A 17,942-nucleotide genomic window follows, 5' to 3' on the forward strand; every position below is an offset into this window, starting at 1 on the left:
CCAACTCCAATCGCTTCATTAAACTGAATGGCTTGGGGTTGGAAAAACCGCTCTACCGATTCAAACGCCATCACAAATGCAATGACTGCTAGAGCAACGGCGCTGGCGAACCCGCCAAGCACACTCACTTTGCCAGTGCCAAAGGTATACCTTGGATCAGCCGCATGTCGGCGGGCATAGCGATAAGCAAACACTGTGATACCAAATGCCGCGACGTGAGTTGCCATGTGCCAACCGTCTGCCAACAGCGCCATCGAACCAAAAATGGTGCCTGCGACAATTTCGGCAACCATTGTGACTGCGGTTATGAGCATCACGACCTTGGTATTTCGCTCTGCTTGATTCTGATGAACTGAGAAGTCATGAGAATGGTGCCACTGATCAATCGTGTGAATATGCATAAAGTTTTAAATCACTCAGTTGGACGCTTTACCAGTAAGTATTTCTAAATTGTATAGTCTTTCAGATGCCCCCCCAGGGGGACATACAGTGAAGCTATATCAAACGTTTCAGCTATGTTCAAACATTCATATTTCAATGCATGTTTTCAACACCATGACTCTTTCAGTGCTTTAGAAATCCCACCTTTGCCCGTCTTTACTCCACCCAAACCATCAATTTAGTTGATGATGCCCTCACGCACGTCACAGCCTACGTCATCCTGTCGCCTCTTGCTGGCACGACCTCAGATCGGATCGACCGCAAACAGATCATGGTTATCAGCCACTTGGCGCGCATGATCATTGTCTGTTTTCTGCCGTTTGTCACACAGCCCTGGCAGATCTATGGAATTGTGCTGGCGCTGAATGTGTTTTCAGCCTTTTTCACTCCCACCTACACCGCCACCATTCCCCTGGTCACTTCCGCAGCCGACTATCCAACTGCGATCGCAAACACCGCACAGAATCTAATGAGCCGTCCCGCGCGACATCTTGCCCAGCCCATGCCGACTCGGAATTCAATATGCAGTACAAGTTCGTTAAACACTTCGCATTTCATCCATATTTCACTTTTGGGCTGCACAGTAAAATTAGCGGTTATTTGATTCAGTTAATGCTTAAACGATTACTGAAGGAATATCTGCCACCTTTTTTCTAATAAAGGATATTGTGCAATATGCGCCTGAGACGAACCTGGGTTTCGTGGGTGTTGGTGGGGAGTATGCTGTCTGCCACTGTAGGGCTGGCAGGATGTAGCACCTCACCTGAGATTTCTGAGCGTTCCGATTCTCAAACGACGCTGGCGGGGGATACCTCAACGGCAGATCACGTGATGATGATGATGGACTTGGGGCCTAAAGATGCTGAGTTTGATTTACGCTTCATTGACGGAATGATTTTGCACCATCAAGGAGCAGTTGTCATGGCTGAAGCCGTCCTCGAACAGTCTCAACGGGAAGATATAAAGCAGTTAGCCCAAGCTGTGATTACGGCTCAGCAGGGCGAAATTGACCAGATGAAGCAGTGGCGACAAGCATGGTATCCCGATGCGAGTGCGGAACCTGTGATGTATCACGCCGAAATGGGCCACTCAATGGCGATGACGCCTGAAATGCAGGCTGCCATGATGATGGACGGTAACTTAGGCACAGCCGATGCTGAGTTTGATCTGCGGTTTATTAATGCCATGATTCCTCACCATGAGGGCGCGTTAGCGATGGCGGAGCAAGTTTTGGAAAAGAGCGATCGCACTGAACTTCGAGAGCTAGCCCAAAACATTCTGGCCACGCAGCAAACGGAAATTAAGCAGATGGAAGAGTGGCGACAAGACTGGTACGGTTAGTGATGTCAGTAGGATCAGCAAAATGTGCGATCGCATATTCCAAGTGCGATCGCACATTTTGCTATAGTCACGTCTTGTATCTTCAAACTCAAACCCGAAAAGAACTACTTGGCCGCCGCTTAGCGGCGACCAAGTAGTTCTTTTCGGGTTTTAATCGGACTCCGTATCACTATGAATGGTCAGCAAAAGCAGCGGTTTCACCGGATTCAGTGAACGAGAAAACCGTATAAGGTTCAACATAATCACCAGATTCCATACCGGGTGAACCGATAGGCATACCGGGGACTGCAATACCAGCCACTTCAGGTTTTTCGACCAATAAGCGTTGTACATCTTCGGCTGGAACATGGCCTTCCACAACGTAGCCATCAACTACAGTGGTGTGGCAGGAGGCGAGATTGGCCGGAACTCCATACTGTTCCTTAATAGCCGTCATATCTTCTGTTACATTATCCTTGACAATAAAACCAGCCGCTTGCATGTGCTCAATCCACTGACCACAGCAGCCGCAGGTGGGACTACGGAAAACAGTAATCTCAGTATCCATTGCAACTTGCTCCGCCGTATCCGCTACCGCTTCCACATTGGGAGTTTGGGCAATGGAGCAGCCGGTTAGGGCAACGGTGGTTGAAACCAATCCTACAGCGACTAATCTGGATGTAAATAGACGACGATTCATAGAGACCTCTGCATGGCAATGTCAAGCTAGCGTCTTACTCAAGCATAGTTTGCCCACTAGCCTGACGCACAATCATGAAATCGAAATGAAATGGTCATGCCTAAACGTTAGTGACCTAAGCACTATTCAGCAGACTGAAGTTGCGCGATCGCAGTTGCCTGAGACAATTGCCTAACCTGCGGCTCTATCTCACGGGTGCCGACCGTCGAAAAGATGAGAGTTGCCCCCATCAGCGCCATAATCGCGTTTTCTGCAAAGCTGACCACTCCCAGCGGAGCCTTGGAATTGCCGCCAATACAAGCACAGTTGAGCGCTATTTTGTCGATATAGACAGCTTTGAAGACCGATACCGCCCCGCTTACGCCCACAACTAATGAACCAATCCCCGTTGCTAGAGGTGCGATGCCGGAGAGAAAGCCCAGACCAATGGCAAGCTCTGCAAAGGGATAGATTTTGCCATAGGGCTTAAATCGTTGAGTGACCAGATCGTATTTGGCAAAGCTTTCGGAAAAGGCGTTGATATCCATTAGCTTCAGAGAGGCCAGCATCGATAAGGAAATACCCATGAAGCCAGGGACGCCAAGGGAGGTCGCTAAAGCCATTAAGCCAGCAGTGGAAAATAAAGCCGCAACTGGAGTATAGGAGTAATCAGCCTTTTCAGCCTCGACATCAAAATAGGCTGCCAGATCGGTATAGCCACCAATGCGGCGATCGCCAAAGAAGATCTGGGGTGTTGTGGCAACGTTGTGCTGGGTCTTGAAGGCAGCAACGTCCTCTGGGGAGGTCAGTTTAATATCGTCAAAGGCAATGCCTTTTTCGTTGAGCAAATTCACTGCCCGCACCCCCCAAGGACACTCATGTTCAGAAGTAGACATGCGGTAGAGCTTGACTGAGTCTTGAGCATCTGGTTGAGCTTTATTGGAATTGGAAAGTATAGCGGTCATCGATTCACCTCGCGGATGCCAAACGGCATCAAACTGTTGATGAATCCACCCTAAAGCCTACAGTGAACTTTAGAGTCAAGAGGTGGGCTGAAGATTTTTTGACGCTCTCCATCCTGTATGAATTAAGCACTCAAAAAGGGATGATTTTGCTGCCGTAAGCCGCAGCAAAATCATCCCTTTTTGGTTTACTACAAGCGGTAAGACAATCTACTTGGAGAAGCTAAAGCGGGCATTGACCCTTTCGCCTTGGATATCAGTTTGGATGACGGTTTTATATTCTCCGGTTGCCTGACTGGGGATGAAGGCAAAGAAGTGTTCTCCCGCCGCGTCATACTCCATCGGAATTTCCTGCTGCGAGCCATCGGGAAGCTGGATTTGGGCAACAGCAGTGGCATCGGCAACGGCTTCGTGGGTGTCGCCCGTTTGCAGGTACAAATCTAGATGAATGCCATCTGCTTCGGACACGGGTACTAGTTCCATGTGGTAGGCTCCGGTTTCGACGACCTGGCCGCCTTTTGTCGCAGCACTGTGATCGTCTGATGCAGCCGTTTCGGTTGCGGCATCGTCGGCTGGGGTGGTGGTTGGGCTTTCTGCAACAGAAGTGTCAGCCGTTGATTCAGGCGTCGTTGCCGTTTCGGAGTTACCGCAAGCAACTAAGGTGAGTAGACTTGTGAGCAGTAGGGCTTGAGCAATTTGAGAACGCATGGGATGAACCTTCTATTTTTTGAGTGGAGCTATGGTTTGGGTATTGGGGCAAGGGGGCGGGGGAGTAAGGGAGCAGGGGGGCAGGTTGGGGAATTGGGATTAAGCAGGAATTAAACGGGGCTCATGGGTTGGTCTGAAACAGCCGCTTTCGATTCAGTGGCCTGGATGTCAGAGGTAATGAATGCAGGTACGAGATAGCGGCCAAATTGAGTGTAGAGGGCGGGCAAAACAATTAGCGTGAGGGCGGTGGAGGTAAACAGTCCGCCAAGTACAACCACCGCTAGCGGCTGCAAAATTTCTTGACCGGGGTCAGAGCTGATCACCAGCGGCAGCATCCCCAGAGCGGAGGTAAAAGCCGTCATCAGAATCGCATTGAGCCGCTCCATTGAACCCGTGAAAATGACCTGTGGCAGAGGCATTCCTGCCGCTAGCTTGCTGTTGTAGTTGTCTACTAGCAGTAAGCCATTGCGGACGGCAACGCCAAACAGAGTGATGAAGCCCACGAGGGACGCTACCGAGAGAACGCCACCTGCGATCGCAACTGAGACAATGCCGCCCATAACGGCTAAGGGCAGGTTCAGCATGATCATGATCGTCGCGGGTAAGGATTTCACGGTGAAATACATGAGGATGGCAATCACCACAAGTGCTAGAGCGCCGAATACCAGGAGGTTCTGGGTGGCTCGCTGCTCAGATTCAAACTGGCCACCGTACTGGATGAAGTAGCCGGGAGGAAATGTAACCTGCGATCGCACTTTGTCCCGAATTTCGGCAATGACGGAACCCAAATCGCGATCGGCCACGTTTGAGGACACAATGATCAGGCGCGACACATTTTCTCGACTAATGGAATTGGGGCCAGTGCCATAATCGACCTGGGCAAGCTGCTCCAGCGGAATGCGATGTCCATCCGGCGTATCAATCAGCATGGCGCGCAGGGTACTGGGATCACTGCGGGCGGCAGACTCAAACCACACCACCAGGTCAAATAACTGCTGATTTTCCAACACTTGGGAGACGACGCGACCATTGAGGGCGGTTTCAATAGTTTCGGCCAACGCCTGCATACTCAGGCCATAGCGAGCGGCAGCGGCACGGTCGAAGCGGATCTGAACCTGACGCACGGGTAACTGAGGAGCCAGTTGCAAATCGACCACGCCCTCTACAGTGCCCATCACCTGTGTCACTTCGGTGCCCAGCCGTCGGAGTTCAGCCAGATCGGGGCCAAAGATTTTAACTGCGATCGCACTTCGGACACCCGACAACACCTCATCCATCCGGTGCGAGATAAAGCCACCCACACTGGCTGGAGCACCTGGAATTTTCTCGAATTCAGCCCGCAGATCGGCCAGCGTTGCTTCGCGGTCTTTCATGCCGACATCACTCAGTTCAATATCGAGTTCCGCAAAGTTGGAGCCGACCACATGCGGATCGCCCGGTGCGCGGCCCGATCGCATTTGCAGACTGGCAAACCGAGGATCTTCTTGAAAGGCAGCTTGCACAGCTAATCCCGCCCGATTGGTAGCCGCCAAGGAGCTACCGGGAAACAGGTTCATGGACGCCACCAGCGATCGCTCCTGAAACTCCGGTAAAAAGACCCGTCCTAAAACGGGTAACAGGGTCAGCGAAGCGACCAGTGCCCCTACAGCCACCAGCAGAATCAGCCGAGGGCGCTCCAGAGCCAGCCGCAAACCTGGTCGATACAGGCGTTGGCTGCAGCGAGATACCCAAGTCTCTTCTTCAGGCAACGGCGCGTAGGCCAACAGAAATGCACATAGGGCAGGAGAGAGGGTGAGTGCCACCAGGGTCGAGGCAAAAATGGCTACTAGGTAAGCAATGCCCATTGGCGCAAAGATGCGGCCTTCTACCCCCGTCAGCGAGAAAATTGGGGCAAAGATGACGGCAATAATCACGGTGGAGAAGAGAACGCTGGTACGAACCTCCACCGAAGTGTCGTAGACGACCTGAAAGGGATGCTTGGGATTGCCCAACTGCCGATTCTGGCGGAGTCCCCGATAGCAGTTTTCCATATCCACAATCGAGTCATCCACCACCGAACCAATGGCAACGGCTAATCCGCCCAACGTCATGGTGTTGACGCTGAGGCCAATCCAATCCAGCAGAATCAAACAGATTAGGAGTGACATCGGAATGGCGCTGAGTGTAATCGCCGCCGTGCGCCAGTTCATCAAAAACAACAGCAGGATGACCGACACAATGATGATGCCGCCCCGCAGGGAATCCCGCACATTATGAATCGAGGCTTCGATGAAGTCAGCCTGACGGAAAGTGCGATGGATCGTGACATCCGCTGGCAAACTTGGCCCTACTTCCTCCAGCGCCGCCTCTACCTGCTCGGTCACCGTTAACGTATCGGCCAAGGGCTGCTTATTGATCAGCATCACCAAAGCTGGTTGGCCGTTAAGGCTCGCATCGCCCCGCTTTAGGGCTGGGCCGACTGTCACCTCTGCCACATCTTGCAAAAGCACAGGTTTTCCATCTCGTGCCGTAATCACCGCCTGCTGCAAATCCTGAATCGACTCAATGCGACCAATCCCTCGGATCAGCAGTTCCTGATCGGCATCAATTAGGTAGCCACCTGCCCCGTTCTGGTTCGCTGCCGCCGCCGCTTGGCTGACCTCCTCTAGCGTCACCCCAAAGGCGTTGAGTTTAGCAGGATCGACCAGCACTTGGTACTGCCGCTCCTCGCCACCAAAAACGGTAATTTGAGTAACGCCAGGTACCGCGAGCAGCCGATTGGTTACCTGTCGGTCGATCAGCTGTCGTACGTCCATCAGCGGTGTGGATTCAGCCGTAAAGGCATATTCCAGCACAATGCCCAGCGGCGAGTTGAGCGGAGCCAGTTGAGGCGCTTCCACCCCTTCCGGCAAGCGAGATTGGGCCTGCTGAATTCGTTCCGTGATCAGCTGCCGCGCCTGATAGATATCGGTATCCCAGCCAAATACCACCCGTACGGCAGAAGCACCCGCCACCGAGGTCGATCGCACCGCTGTAACGCCTGGTGTGCCGTTGACGGCGCTTTCAATCGGCAGCGTGACTAAGGATTCCACCTCCTCTGGAGCAAGACCGGGCGCTTCGACTTGAATTTCCACTTGGGGCGGCGCAAAGCTGGGAAACACGTCCAAGGACATGTGGTTGAGGACACGCAGTCCGTAGAGGGTGACGAGGACGGCTCCGATGACGACGATCCAGCGTTGGGCGATTGACCATTTGAGGATTGAGTTGAGCATGGGAAAGTGAGGAGTGAGGAGTGAGAAAGGGGTGGATGGGTGGATGAGGGGGGTAAGTAAGGGAGCAGGGGGGCAAGGGAGCAGGGGAGAGAGGGGGGATTACTTTTTGTCTAGGGTGGTGGTTTCTGGGGAGGTGGTGGTGAGGGCGTAGGGAGGGGTGGGTTCGGTAGGGTGTGGATTGAAGGGGGCGAGGGGTGTGGGGCGGGTGCGGCGTCCGATGAGATAGGCGGTGCTGGTGGTAGTTGCGATCGCACCTATGCCTCCGACAATGAATAACCATTGGGGAACGGCGCGACCGGAAGGTGCGGCTTCCATCTCGGCTTTGGCTGTAGCGCTGTCGCCTCGCAGGGATTGGGCATAAAGCTGCAATGTGCCTTGGGCAACCACCTGATCGCCTTCAAACAGTCCTGATTGCACCTCTACCTGATCGCCAGCCGTGCGCCCGATGGTCACTTCAACGGGTTCAAAGGCATCACCATTTTGCACAAATACGAGGGACTGGCCCTCGGCGTCTACCACGGCACTGGCGGGAATGGTCAAGACGGCTGTGGGGGTGCGATCGGTCAAGATCTCCAATTCGGCGAACATGCCAGGTTTGAGCGCGGCTCCAGCATTCTCTAGGGCGGCTGTCACGGGCACAATGCGAGTCGTGCCGTCTACCACCGCGCCAACCCGAATTACGCGCCCTTGGAAGAACTGGTCAGGCAAACTAGCAATCGTCACGCGCACTGACTGGCCTTCGGCCACCTGATCTAAATCTTTTTCATAGACGTTGGCCGTCACCTGGAGCGCATCGCCATTGACAATCCGCATCAGCGGCGTCACGGCTTCTTCGACCGCTTCACCCAGGGTGACGGGACGGTCTGCGACCTTGCCGGCAATTGGGGCTTTTACTGTGACGACGCCCCGCTCCGTTGCCGAGCTGTTCAACTGCTGGAGGCGCGTTTCATAGGCTGTCGTACTAAGTTGGACATGGGAACGAGCTGCATCTAGTTCCGCCTGCGCCCGCTCTAGCTCCGCCTGGGCTTCCAAAACTGCTTGTCGGCTTTCAGCACGAGCCATTTCACTCTGGGCGGCGGCCAGCTCAGACTGAGTTTCTAAAAACTGTTGGCGGGCGATCGCACCGGCTTTGAGCAGCAATTGGTCTTGCTCAAACCGTTCCTGGGCAAGGGCGAGATGCTGCTGAGCTGCTTTTATTTCGGTGTCTGCGATCGCAACTTGACGCTCATAATTACGTTGAGCTAGCGTCAGATTGGCCTCTGCCGATCGCAAGTCGGCCTCTGCCCCAACTCGATCTTCCTGGGAGGCAACCCGTAGCTCAATCAAATCGGGGGCAATCACCTTGGCCAAAGGCTGTCCGGCTGCAACCGTTGCGCCCGGTTCCACCAATAGTTCGATCACCGTGCCATTAATCGGCGCATTCACCATCACCGCTTGATCGGGCTGCGCCACCAGTTCTCCAGTCGTTTCAATGCCAATGCTCAAAAACTGGGACTGGACGGGGGCCAGCTTAATCCCCAACCGCTCCGCCGTGGTCGGATCAACTCGAATGCCGCTCACAGGTTGGCTCGTGCCGGATTGAAACTCTGCACCGTGATCATGTCCCGTATGGGCCACCACCGCAACTGGTAAAGTGATTAACGCAACTGGTAAAGTGATTAACGCAACCCCAAATACTGATCCGACCCAAGCCGCTAGCCGATAGTGAACATGCATACCGATTCTTCCAGAAAGCGAACAGGACAAACGAACGCGAATGTTGGCTGGACGGCATAGTATCAGCTAAATATGAAATCACGATGAATTTTTATGCGTATCCTCTTAGTGGAAGATGAGCCGGATTTAGGCAAAGCGATTAAGCGTACCCTGATCCAGGAAGCCTATGTGGTGGACTGGGTGCAGTCGGGAGATGAGGCGCTGGCCTATCTGGAAAACGATTTGCCGCTTTACACAATTGGGGTGTTTGACTGGATGCTACCGGGACGGTCGGGAATCGAGCTGTGTCAGTGGCTGCGATCGCACCATCATGCCCTGCCCGTTTTGATTTTGACCGCCAAGGATCAAATTGAGGATCGAATTACGGGATTGGATGCCGGAGCTGATGATTATTTAGTCAAACCCTTCAGCATGGCTGAATTACTGGCGCGTCTCAGAGCACTGCGGCGACGGTCGCCTGAGATTAAGCCGAGTCAAATTCAGGTGGGGCCGCTGATGCTGGATTGCGATCGCAGAATGGCCTTTCTCAATGCTGGTGAACTCACCGAGCAGCCCATCGAGCTAACCCAGAAAGAGTTTCAGTTGCTTCAGTATCTAATGGAGCATCCGAACCGGATTCTGACCCGCGATCAGGTGCTCAACCAGCTCTGGGAAATTGGCGCTGAACCCAACAGTAATGTTGTTGCGGCTCAAATGCGGCTCCTGCGGCGGAAGCTGGCCAAGTATTACTGTGATGATCTAATTGAAACCGTCTATGGCATGGGATACCGCTTCAACGCCGAATAAGCTATTTCGTCGCAGCCGTTGGCAGCTCACTGTTTGGTATACCGGAGTGATGACGGTGGTACTGGGGCTGAGCGGCTTTGGCGTGTATGAAGCGATTGCCCATGCCCATCGGGTCACGGCTGACCGCGAACTGAAGTCTGTGGCCGAAACGGTTCATGATGCCCTGGAAACTACGCTCACGGCTAACGGTCAAATTGATGGCCTGTCGCAAAATTTGTTGCCCAATCTGTGCGTGGCCGGAGAACCCTGTCAGGTGCCATTTGAGGCATCGCGGGGGCATCATGGCGGAGCGCCCTATCGCGGCAGCTACTATTTTCGCGTGCTGTCGCCGGATCAAACGCTACTGGCAACGGCAGGCATCCTGCCCGAAGGCTTGCCAATGACAGATACCGAAGCCGCTTGGCACACGCTGCGAGATGACGCGAACAACCAGTATCGCCAGATTGCGCTACCGCTCTACAACCTCAACGATCAAAGCCGTCTGGGCACGCTGCTGGTCGGGCGATCCTTCAGTGATTTTGCCGCTTACCTCGACATGATTCGCTGGATTATCATCCTCAGCTTACCGCTCACGGTAGGACTAATTGCGATCGCAAGTTGGTGGCTTGCAGGAGTGGCACTCAAGCCCGTCCGCGTTTCGTACCGCAATATTCAGCAGTTTACGGCTGATGCCGCTCACGAGTTGCGTACACCCCTCACCGCGACACAGGCCACAGCGGAATCAGTATTGCGACTGCCCCACATTTCAGATGCAGAGGCGCGGGAAACGCTCCAGGTAATCACCCGCCAGAACCAGCGGTTGACAACGCTAATCAGTGACCTGCTGCTGCTGTCTCGATTAGACATTCAACGTTCAACCGCCCAAACACCCTGCTGTTTACAGGATGTGCTGAGCGATATTGAAGAAGAACTGGCCGCACTTGCGATCGCATCTGACATTCAACTGGTGCTTGAGCAACCCGCCGAACCGCCGATCATCGTCCTGGGTAATGAAGCACATCTCTATCGGCTGGTGCTGAATGTGGTTAGTAATGCCATTCAGCATACGTTAGCGGGTGGCAAGGTCATCATCCAGCTACAGCAAAGTACCCGCAACACATTCCCGGAAGGCGAAAAGCGACAGGCGATAATTACCGTAGAAGACACAGGCATTGGTATTGCTCCAGCCGATCAGCAGCGGATTTTTGAGCGGTTCTATCGAGTCGATAAAGCCCGTTCTCGATACAGCGGCGGTTCGGGATTAGGATTGTCAATTGCCCTTGCGATCGCGCAGGCTCACGGCGGCGAAATTCAGGTTCAGAGCGAGCTAGAACGGGGCAGCACCTTCACCATTCTGTTGCCCATCATCCGCACTGCGTAATATCGCATGGCAAAACCCCCATCAGTTGATTGATGCGGCAATGACCAGGGCAATCAGGCTGACCAGGGCGAATCCTGCCCGCGCTACGTGAGAATATTCCCAGCGATTGCGCAAGTTTGTCCAGGCCCACGAACGGGGATCGTCCGGCTTCACTCCAAAGGCGAAAAAGCCAGTACTCACGTTGCTTAAGTCCTCATTTTGCAGCCAGAACTGGTTCACGGGATGGGTAATCAGCCAGTACACGCCTTGCATACCGATGATGCCTAGTAAGGCTATACCGATTAGCCAGAATTCTATGCTGCCTAGTCGCACAAGGAACAGCAGAATCAGCATCAGGATCAGACTCATGGGTTCACTGATGCCGCCAATCGTGAAACCAGGATAATAAATGGGCTGCACGGCGTAGTAGGTCTCTTTTGAAAGCCGCAGTTTTCCTGGTAGCTCCAGAGCATGAGCCAGCGCAAGGGCCATTGCGATCGCAACCACCACCACAGTCAAAACGTGTAAAACAGTTAACATGACGAATACCTCCTGGTGAGTCAAAGCACAGAGGCCGAAGGAACAGGATGCCGGGAGCGATGAGCTGGAATTTTAACCAGGACAGACATCAGACTAGTGCTAAACCCAAGCAAATACAGCCCAAATCGAGCCGCATGAGCATATTCCCAGCGAGCGCGATAGGTCATCCAGTTGGCGGGCAAATTATCGATAGTCCAAGTCTCCACGTATATATTTACTGGGCCATTGTGCAGTTGCCAAACTATCAAGGCCAGACTAATGCAGATAGATGCCAGCAGGCTCCAGCGAAAGGAATGCCGCTGTTTTCGGAGCAGGACGGTAACTGCGATCGCGCTGAGAAACGCAATGACTTCAATCGGGCCTAACACTTGACCAAATCCCTCATAAAGGCGTTGTTGCACCCAGAGATAGTTCTCAGCAGAGAGTGACATTTTGTTGGGCAACTCCAGTAGATGAGCGAAGGCCACTCCAGCCGATAATCCCGTTGAAACAATGGCTGTAAAGGCCAATATCTTTGAGAGCTGGTTCATGGTTTATGTCTCCGTTCCTCCTTGGATGAGATTACGGTTCACACGATAGGCTATGAGTGTTTCAAGATTCTTTCAATCTGGTAACAGCTAGTAACAGAGGATTGGATGATGCGACCAAAAATCAGCCATCAATCACCTAAGGGATTTGGCTCAATTGAGCATCGACAAAATGCTACTCTTTTGCTGCGGCGTAAGACTCAAGCTGATACCCAGGGCTATCCGATCGTAACGATTGCTTACTATGGCCCTGACGAGGACACTGCGACCAAAGTCGCCGTTGGGATTGTCGATCAGTCCCAAGAAGTCATCGATTTAAAGCGTTGGCTTGCAGATGGGATCGAAATCCGGATGGATGACACAGTGAATCGCCAAATTCTCGATTTCATCAAGCGCAAAAGGGCCAAGCAGGTGATTATGACTGACGGAATTATCGGCTGTCCCCATGAAGAAGGTATTGACTATCCTGAGGGAGGAAACTGCCCTGAATGTCCGTACTGGGCCGACAAACGTTGACTCAGATCTTGCACCCAAATAACCCTTATGAGTTCTCGGTTTGCAAGGTCAAGATCTGAGTTGACATACAACTGCAATCAACTGTTGCTGAGATGAAACAAAGTTGATTAAGCGCTCAATCTAGAATTGCGGTATGACTGAGCCTCCCCTGATTTTGATTGTGGATGACGACCGCGAGATTCGCGATTTGCTGTCGCGGTTTCTGAATCGGCATGGCTATCGAGTCAAGACGGCGGCTGATGGGGCGGGCATGTGGCGCTCACTCGATATCCATCCCATCGATTTGATTGTGCTGGATTTGATGCTGCCGGGAGATGATGGTTTGGCTCTGTGCCAAAAATTACGGTCTACTTCTACGCTGCCTATTGTGATGTTGACTGCCATTGGTGACGATGCGGATCGAATTGTGGGGCTGGAATTGGGGGCCGACGACTACGTGACCAAGCCGTTTAATCCGAGGGAGCTGCTGGCACGGATCAAAGCTGTCTTACGCCGAATTGAGTATGTCACGGTCGAAGTCCAGCAGAAACCACCAAAAGGATTTGGGTTTGATGGTTGGCAATTGGATCTGGCCAAACGAGAACTCTGTTCTCCCGATGGAGTGCTGATTCCCTTAACGGCCAATGAGTTCGACCTCTTAGCTGCATTCGCAGAGCATCCCCAGCAGGTGCTGAGCCGTGATCAACTCCTGGAGCTGACGAAGGGATATGAAGCCGCTCCCTTTGATCGCAGTGTGGATGTGCAACTGAGCCGTCTGCGCCGCAAAATTGAAGCGAATCCCAAAGTACCAACCCTGATCAAAACAGTGCGAGGTGGTGGCTATTTTTTTACACCAGTGGTGGAGAAACGATGAAGCGGATCAAGCGATTATTACCCAGCAGTCTGGCAGGGCGAATTACGCTGATTTTGACGATGGGATTCTTCTCAGCCCAGTCGATTGCTGTATGGCTACTGGTTCACGATCGCACTGTCACCGCAATGAAAATATTTGGTTTATCTGTTGCGGATCGAGTTGTCACTATTATCGACGTGATGGAAACGCTGCCACCGGATGAACAGGTCAAGCTATTGCAGGCACTCCACAGCCCCCGGTTTCAGGTCAGTGTTTTAGACCAGCCGCCGTCCCAGCCCCAGCGGGAAGCGTGGCACGCCGACGAGATTCGCCAGGACGTGCGATCTCACCTCATACCCCAGCTTAGCCAACCCATTCAGATCCAAGTGCTTGACCGCTGGTCGAACAGTTCGCTCCTAGATCAGTCAGATGGTTCTGCTCTTGTGCCGCTGCTATCTAGCCGTCAAACGATGGTGATTGCCGTTCAACAAACTCGCGATCGCTGGTTAGTCTTTGTCACCCCCTCGGACATCGTTTCTCTCCGCAGCAGCAGTCACCGTTGGTTTGTATTTCTGTTTATCGGACTTGCCATTTGGCTGCTGTCGCTCTGGGCAGCTCGACGAGTCACCCAGCCGATTACCCAATTTGCCACTGCCGCTGAGCAGTTCGGTCGGGATATCAATGCACCGCCGCTTCCCGAAGCGGGTTCGCGTGAACTCCGTCAATCCATTCAAGCTTTCAATCAAATGCAGGAACGGCTGCGGCATCTGGTAAATGAGCGCACGTTTATGCTGGCCGCCATTGCCCATGACTTGCGAACGATCCTCACCCGACTGAAACTGCGGGCTGAGTTTATTGATGATGGGGAGCAGGCTCAGAAGGCGATTGCTGACATTGACCAGATGCAGACCATGCTCACGGAAACCTTGACCTTTGCCCGCGCAGAATCCACCACCGAAGCTTTCGTTAAGCTGGATTTGGCGAGCCTGCTTCAAAGCCTGTGTGATGATGTTGTTGATACAGGGAAAAAGGCAATTTATCAGGGACCAGTCCACGTGACCTATGTTGGCCAACCTACTGCTCTACATCGAGCGTTCATGAACCTGATTCACAATGCAGTGATCTACGGGAACGAGGCGGAGGTGACGCTGCGCTCGAAGCAGGAAAGGCTTGAGGTGGTAATTCGCGATCGCGGTTTCGGCATTCCTCCTGAATTCCAGGGCAAAATCTTTGAACCGTTCTTTCGTCTAGAACAATCCCGCAACCGAGAAACCGGAGGAACCGGGCTGGGATTAGCCGTCGCTCAAACCATCATCCAACGTCATAGCGGTACCATCCAGGTACAAAGCCAGTTAAACAGTGGGAGCACATTCACGATCACGCTACCCACTGTCTAAACGGATTAGGCTATCGCTGTCCTCGATGCATCCAGCCAGGCATACCGCCAACCTCGTACCAGTCTTGCAGCCAAGACTGCATCTGCCAGATTTCCTGCCGCTGGGTATTGGCGATATTCTGGGCAAAAGGCTGTACGTCCTGATGCTCAACCAGACCGTGATTTACCAGACGCTGCGACATCATCACGGCTCCCATGTGGTGCATAACCATATCTTCTAGAAACGCCTGATCCAGCTCATCTCCTTCAAGCTGGCTGAGGTCACGCATCATGGGAGAGTAGGTCAGACTGGTTTCCTGACCGGGATACCATTCGTCTAGCCACGCCTGCATCTGCTCAATTTCGGCGGTTTGCACATCGATAATGTCCTGCGCAAACGCGCGCATCTCAGGCCGATCGCTGTACTCCAGCACGCGCTGAGCGGTGGCAATGGCTTCCTGATGGTGAGGAATCATCAGGCTCAAGAACTCAAACTCGCTATTGGCCTGCATCATGTGCATCATCTGCCCGTGGTGCCCTTGCCACTGGCCTTGGTGCATGGGCATTTGATCCCAGTTCATCGGCATTTGCCAGCCCGCTGGATCAGATGACTGTAATGGGTCAGCATTGGAGGGTGAAGAAAGATAAGAAAAGGTAGCGACACCTGCGATCGCAACACCAACACCTGCGATCGCGACGATAGATTTGGTAAGAAGTTGCATAGGGTGTAATCCCCTTGAAGCGTTATACCTCTATTTTAAATCCTCTACTTGACTAGAGAGTTAAGGGATGATCGTATCGCAGAAACCATAATTTACACTTCTTGATACATCTCAATTCAGCATTCGATGTTCGATCATTGAGAACAAAGCACGATTTCTGCCAAACTCCTACCGGGTTGGACTTAGGCTAGTTTGGCTCGGCGTAGCATCACCGCATTAATTGCCACGATCACGGTCGAAAGGCTCATCAATAAAGCACCTATCGCCGGAGAAAGCACGATACCCCAAGCCGACAGTACGCCTGCTGCCAGGGGAATGGCGATCACGTTGTACCCGGTAGCCCAGAATAGATTTTGAATCATCTTGCTGTAGGTCTTCTTCGCTAGCACCAGCGCCTTTACTGCATCTAGGGGATCGTCTTCCACTAGTACCAAGTCAGCGGACTCAATCGCCACGTTGGTACCCGCCCCAATCGCTAAGCCCATATTGGCTTCCAGCAAAGCGGCTGCATCGTTGATGCCGTCACCCACAAAGGCAGTAGGAGCCTCTTGTTTCAGCTCTCTGATGCGATTCACTTTGTCTTCAGGCAGCACGCGGGCGTAGTAGCGATCGATGCCCAGATCTTCAGCAACAGCACGCGCAACGGCTTCGGCATCCCCGGTAATCATCACCGCCTGGATGTCCATCTCATGCAGGCGATCGATGGTAGTGCGGGCACGTTCTCGGATCTGGTCAGCCATTGAGATAACTGCGATCGCACGTTCAGTAGTCATCAGCACAACAGCACTTTCACCCCGCTCATCGGCTCGGCTTAATGCCTGTTGCAGTGGAGCAGAAAACGATAGATGTTGCTCCTGCACCCATTCCGGTCGTCCAACCCGATAGGTTTGTCCATTGATCAGGCCCTCTACGCCCCGTCCAGTCACGGTTTGGAAGTCATGCGTTTGGGGTAGCGTTAGCTGCCGCCGATGAGCTGAATCGACAATTGCTTTCGCAAGAGGATGCTCGGAGGGATTTTCTAGGGCAGCGGCAATGGCTAACGCTTCATCCTCATCCATGCCGTCCACAGCGACGTTTTGGACGCCAAACTTGCCTTGGGTCAGCGTTCCAGTTTTGTCGAAAGCGACGATTTTGATATCCTTAGCTCGTTCAAGAGAATCACGGTTGCGGACTAGAATGCCGTTGCGAGCCGCCAGTCCAGTGGAGTTGGCAATCACCAGCGGAATCGCCAGTCCCAGGGCATGGGGGCAGGTAATCACTAGCACCGTCACCGCCCGGTTGATGGAGAAGATTAGATCGCTGAGGGTAAGCCAAATGATAAAGGTAAGGGTGCCAACCGAAATGGCAATAATCGTCAGCCAGTAGGCCACTTTATCTGCGAGTACCTGATAGCGACTGCGGGACGACTGCGCCTCTTCCACCAGCCGCATGATTTGACTAATGGCCGTGTCTGCTCCAATACGAGTCACTCTGACCTGTACGGAACCTTCCGTATTCACCGACCCCGCGACCACTTCATCCCCGACTTCCTTGTGAACAGGCTTCGATTCACCCGTCAGGAACGATTCGTTGATGCTGGTGCGGCCCTCAATCACTTCGCCATCATTGGGAATTTGTTCGCCAGGACGAATCAAGATGACATCGTTGACTTGGATCTCATCAACCGAAACATCTTCAATGTGACCATTCCGCATCCGATGCGCTGCGTTGGGCACCAGGGTCGAGAGTTCTTCTAGCGCTTTGCTCGCTCCCTGCACCGAGGCCATCTCAACCCAGTGGCCCAGCAGCATGATGTCGATCAGTGTCGCTAGTTCCCAATAGAAGGGCATTCCCTCCAGGCCCAGGGACACGGCAATACTGTATACAAACGCCACCGTAATTGCCAGCGCAATCAGTGTCATCATACCGATCTTGCCCTGAAACTCGTGCCACGCGCCCTTGAGAAATGGCCAGCCGCCATAGAAATAGAGGGCAATGCCGAGAATGGGATTAATCCAACCAGAGCCAGGAAATGAGATCGCTTCATACCCCAACCAACCCTGAAGCTGTGGCGAAAAGTAGAGAATCGGCAGCGTCAAAATCAGCGAGACGAAAAATCGCTGCTTGAACATGGCCGGACTGTGATGCCCATGCCCGCTGTGACCGCCATGCCCCCGGTGTCCGCCACGGGCGCTATGAGCGTGGTCGCCATGATATGCACCAGCAGCCTCTACGGGATGACCAGTGTG

General features: G+C 53.1%; 18 protein-coding genes. 8 read left to right on the forward strand and 10 right to left on the reverse strand.

What is annotated here, in order from left to right; translation table 11 throughout:
* Positions 1 to 401 (reverse strand): cation diffusion facilitator family transporter (locus AC286M_RS35130; protein WP_488208892.1); only part of this gene is annotated, 401 nt, incomplete at its 3' end.
* 212 nt (positions 402 to 613) lie between these two features.
* On the opposite strand from AC286M_RS35130, the gene AC286M_RS35135 reads away from it, so the two are divergent.
* From AC286M_RS35135 to AC286M_RS35145, 3 genes are all read left to right on the forward strand, one after another.
* Complete coding sequence (locus tag AC286M_RS35135) at positions 614 to 1,045, forward strand: MFS transporter (protein ID WP_488208909.1); 432 nt, start codon at positions 614 to 616, stop codon at positions 1,043 to 1,045.
* 71 nt (positions 1,046 to 1,116) lie between these two features.
* Positions 1,117 to 1,782, forward strand: coding sequence for a DUF305 domain-containing protein (locus AC286M_RS35140; protein WP_488208893.1), 666 nt, complete (start codon positions 1,117 to 1,119; stop codon positions 1,780 to 1,782).
* Between the two features lie 2 nt (positions 1,783 to 1,784).
* On the forward strand, positions 1,785 to 1,919 hold the full coding sequence (locus tag AC286M_RS35145; protein ID WP_488208894.1) for a hypothetical protein: 135 nt from the start codon (positions 1,785 to 1,787) through the stop codon (positions 1,917 to 1,919).
* 32 nt (positions 1,920 to 1,951) lie between these two features.
* Here the strand turns inward: AC286M_RS35145 and AC286M_RS35150 are convergent, their stop codons facing one another.
* From AC286M_RS35150 to AC286M_RS35170, 5 genes are all read right to left on the reverse strand, one after another.
* Positions 1,952 to 2,461 (reverse strand): DUF411 domain-containing protein, encoded by a 510-nt coding sequence (locus AC286M_RS35150; RefSeq protein WP_488208895.1) that lies wholly within the window; start codon positions 2,459 to 2,461, stop codon positions 1,952 to 1,954.
* A gap of 122 nt (positions 2,462 to 2,583) precedes the next feature.
* Complete coding sequence (locus tag AC286M_RS35155; RefSeq protein ID WP_488208896.1) at positions 2,584 to 3,405, reverse strand: MauE/DoxX family redox-associated membrane protein; 822 nt, start codon at positions 3,403 to 3,405, stop codon at positions 2,584 to 2,586.
* Between the two features lie 207 nt (positions 3,406 to 3,612).
* On the reverse strand, positions 3,613 to 4,110 hold the full coding sequence (locus AC286M_RS35160; RefSeq protein ID WP_488208897.1) for a hypothetical protein: 498 nt from the start codon (positions 4,108 to 4,110) through the stop codon (positions 3,613 to 3,615).
* A 110-nt stretch (positions 4,111 to 4,220) separates the two neighbouring features.
* Positions 4,221 to 7,361: an efflux RND transporter permease subunit gene (locus tag AC286M_RS35165; protein ID WP_488208898.1), complete on the reverse strand. Its 3,141-nt coding sequence runs from the start codon at positions 7,359 to 7,361 to the stop codon at positions 4,221 to 4,223.
* Between the two features lie 99 nt (positions 7,362 to 7,460).
* Positions 7,461 to 9,077 (reverse strand): efflux RND transporter periplasmic adaptor subunit, encoded by a 1,617-nt coding sequence (locus AC286M_RS35170; RefSeq protein WP_488208899.1) that lies wholly within the window; start codon positions 9,075 to 9,077, stop codon positions 7,461 to 7,463.
* Positions 9,078 to 9,170: 93 nt separating this feature from the next.
* Between AC286M_RS35170 and rppA the strand changes: the two genes are divergently transcribed.
* The gene (gene rppA / locus AC286M_RS35175; RefSeq protein ID WP_488208900.1) at positions 9,171 to 9,863 is read left to right on the forward strand and encodes a two-component system response regulator RppA; all 693 of its coding nucleotides are present in this window, start codon (positions 9,171 to 9,173) and stop codon (positions 9,861 to 9,863) included.
* Complete coding sequence (gene rppB, locus AC286M_RS35180) at positions 9,832 to 11,223, forward strand: two-component system sensor histidine kinase RppB (RefSeq protein ID WP_488208901.1); 1,392 nt, start codon at positions 9,832 to 9,834, stop codon at positions 11,221 to 11,223. Before rppA ends, rppB begins: the two co-directional genes overlap by 32 nt.
* A gap of 21 nt (positions 11,224 to 11,244) precedes the next feature.
* On the opposite strand, the gene AC286M_RS35185 is transcribed toward rppB, so the two are convergent.
* Both AC286M_RS35185 and AC286M_RS35190 read right to left on the reverse strand, forming a co-directional pair.
* Positions 11,245 to 11,742 (reverse strand): hypothetical protein, encoded by a 498-nt coding sequence (locus tag AC286M_RS35185; protein ID WP_488208902.1) that lies wholly within the window; start codon positions 11,740 to 11,742, stop codon positions 11,245 to 11,247.
* 20 nt (positions 11,743 to 11,762) lie between these two features.
* The gene (locus AC286M_RS35190; protein ID WP_488208903.1) at positions 11,763 to 12,272 is read right to left on the reverse strand and encodes a hypothetical protein; all 510 of its coding nucleotides are present in this window, start codon (positions 12,270 to 12,272) and stop codon (positions 11,763 to 11,765) included.
* Positions 12,273 to 12,377: 105 nt separating this feature from the next.
* Here AC286M_RS35190 and AC286M_RS35195 point away from each other — a divergent pair, with 105 nt between their 5' ends.
* From AC286M_RS35195 to AC286M_RS35205, 3 genes are all read left to right on the forward strand, one after another.
* Positions 12,378 to 12,785 carry a hypothetical protein gene (locus AC286M_RS35195; protein ID WP_488208904.1) on the forward strand — a complete coding sequence of 136 codons (408 nt, stop codon included), beginning with the start codon at positions 12,378 to 12,380 and terminating at the stop codon, positions 12,783 to 12,785.
* 133 nt (positions 12,786 to 12,918) lie between these two features.
* Positions 12,919 to 13,638 carry a response regulator gene (locus AC286M_RS35200; protein WP_488208905.1) on the forward strand — a complete coding sequence of 240 codons (720 nt, stop codon included), beginning with the start codon at positions 12,919 to 12,921 and terminating at the stop codon, positions 13,636 to 13,638.
* The gene (locus AC286M_RS35205) at positions 13,635 to 15,014 is read left to right on the forward strand and encodes a sensor histidine kinase (RefSeq protein ID WP_488208906.1); all 1,380 of its coding nucleotides are present in this window, start codon (positions 13,635 to 13,637) and stop codon (positions 15,012 to 15,014) included. Before AC286M_RS35200 ends, AC286M_RS35205 begins: the two co-directional genes overlap by 4 nt.
* A 10-nt stretch (positions 15,015 to 15,024) precedes the next feature.
* On the opposite strand, the gene AC286M_RS35210 is transcribed toward AC286M_RS35205, so the two are convergent.
* Together AC286M_RS35210 and AC286M_RS35215 are read right to left on the reverse strand one after the other, a co-directional pair.
* On the reverse strand, positions 15,025 to 15,714 hold the full coding sequence (locus tag AC286M_RS35210) for a DUF305 domain-containing protein (RefSeq protein WP_488208907.1): 690 nt from the start codon (positions 15,712 to 15,714) through the stop codon (positions 15,025 to 15,027).
* Positions 15,715 to 15,896: 182 nt separating this feature from the next.
* The coding region (locus AC286M_RS35215) for a copper-translocating P-type ATPase (protein WP_488208908.1) at positions 15,897 to 17,942 on the reverse strand (2,046 nt) is incomplete at its 5' end.

The sequence above is a fragment of the Thainema salinarum CENA647 genome, assembly GCF_057732415.1.

Coding starts and splice junctions, on each gene's coding strand:
- AC286M_RS35155 (WP_488208896.1), bottom strand. CDS start 3,405: ATGACCGCTATACTTTCCAATTCCAATAAAGCTCAACCAGATGCTCAA.
- AC286M_RS35165 (WP_488208898.1), bottom strand. CDS start 7,361: ATGCTCAACTCAATCCTCAAATGGTCAATCGCCCAACGCTGGATCGTC.
- AC286M_RS35190 (WP_488208903.1), bottom strand. CDS start 12,272: ATGAACCAGCTCTCAAAGATATTGGCCTTTACAGCCATTGTTTCAACG.
- AC286M_RS35185 (WP_488208902.1), bottom strand. CDS start 11,742: ATGTTAACTGTTTTACACGTTTTGACTGTGGTGGTGGTTGCGATCGCA.
- AC286M_RS35195 (WP_488208904.1), top strand. CDS start 12,378: ATGATGCGACCAAAAATCAGCCATCAATCACCTAAGGGATTTGGCTCA.
- AC286M_RS35210 (WP_488208907.1), bottom strand. CDS start 15,714: ATGCAACTTCTTACCAAATCTATCGTCGCGATCGCAGGTGTTGGTGTT.
- AC286M_RS35205 (WP_488208906.1), top strand. CDS start 13,635: ATGAAGCGGATCAAGCGATTATTACCCAGCAGTCTGGCAGGGCGAATT.
- AC286M_RS35160 (WP_488208897.1), bottom strand. CDS start 4,110: ATGCGTTCTCAAATTGCTCAAGCCCTACTGCTCACAAGTCTACTCACC.
- AC286M_RS35150 (WP_488208895.1), bottom strand. CDS start 2,461: ATGAATCGTCGTCTATTTACATCCAGATTAGTCGCTGTAGGATTGGTT.
- AC286M_RS35145 (WP_488208894.1), top strand. CDS start 1,785: ATGTCAGTAGGATCAGCAAAATGTGCGATCGCATATTCCAAGTGCGAT.
- rppB (WP_488208901.1), top strand. CDS start 9,832: ATGGCATGGGATACCGCTTCAACGCCGAATAAGCTATTTCGTCGCAGC.
- rppA (WP_488208900.1), top strand. CDS start 9,171: ATGCGTATCCTCTTAGTGGAAGATGAGCCGGATTTAGGCAAAGCGATT.
- AC286M_RS35200 (WP_488208905.1), top strand. CDS start 12,919: ATGACTGAGCCTCCCCTGATTTTGATTGTGGATGACGACCGCGAGATT.
- AC286M_RS35140 (WP_488208893.1), top strand. CDS start 1,117: ATGCGCCTGAGACGAACCTGGGTTTCGTGGGTGTTGGTGGGGAGTATG.
- AC286M_RS35170 (WP_488208899.1), bottom strand. CDS start 9,077: ATGCATGTTCACTATCGGCTAGCGGCTTGGGTCGGATCAGTATTTGGG.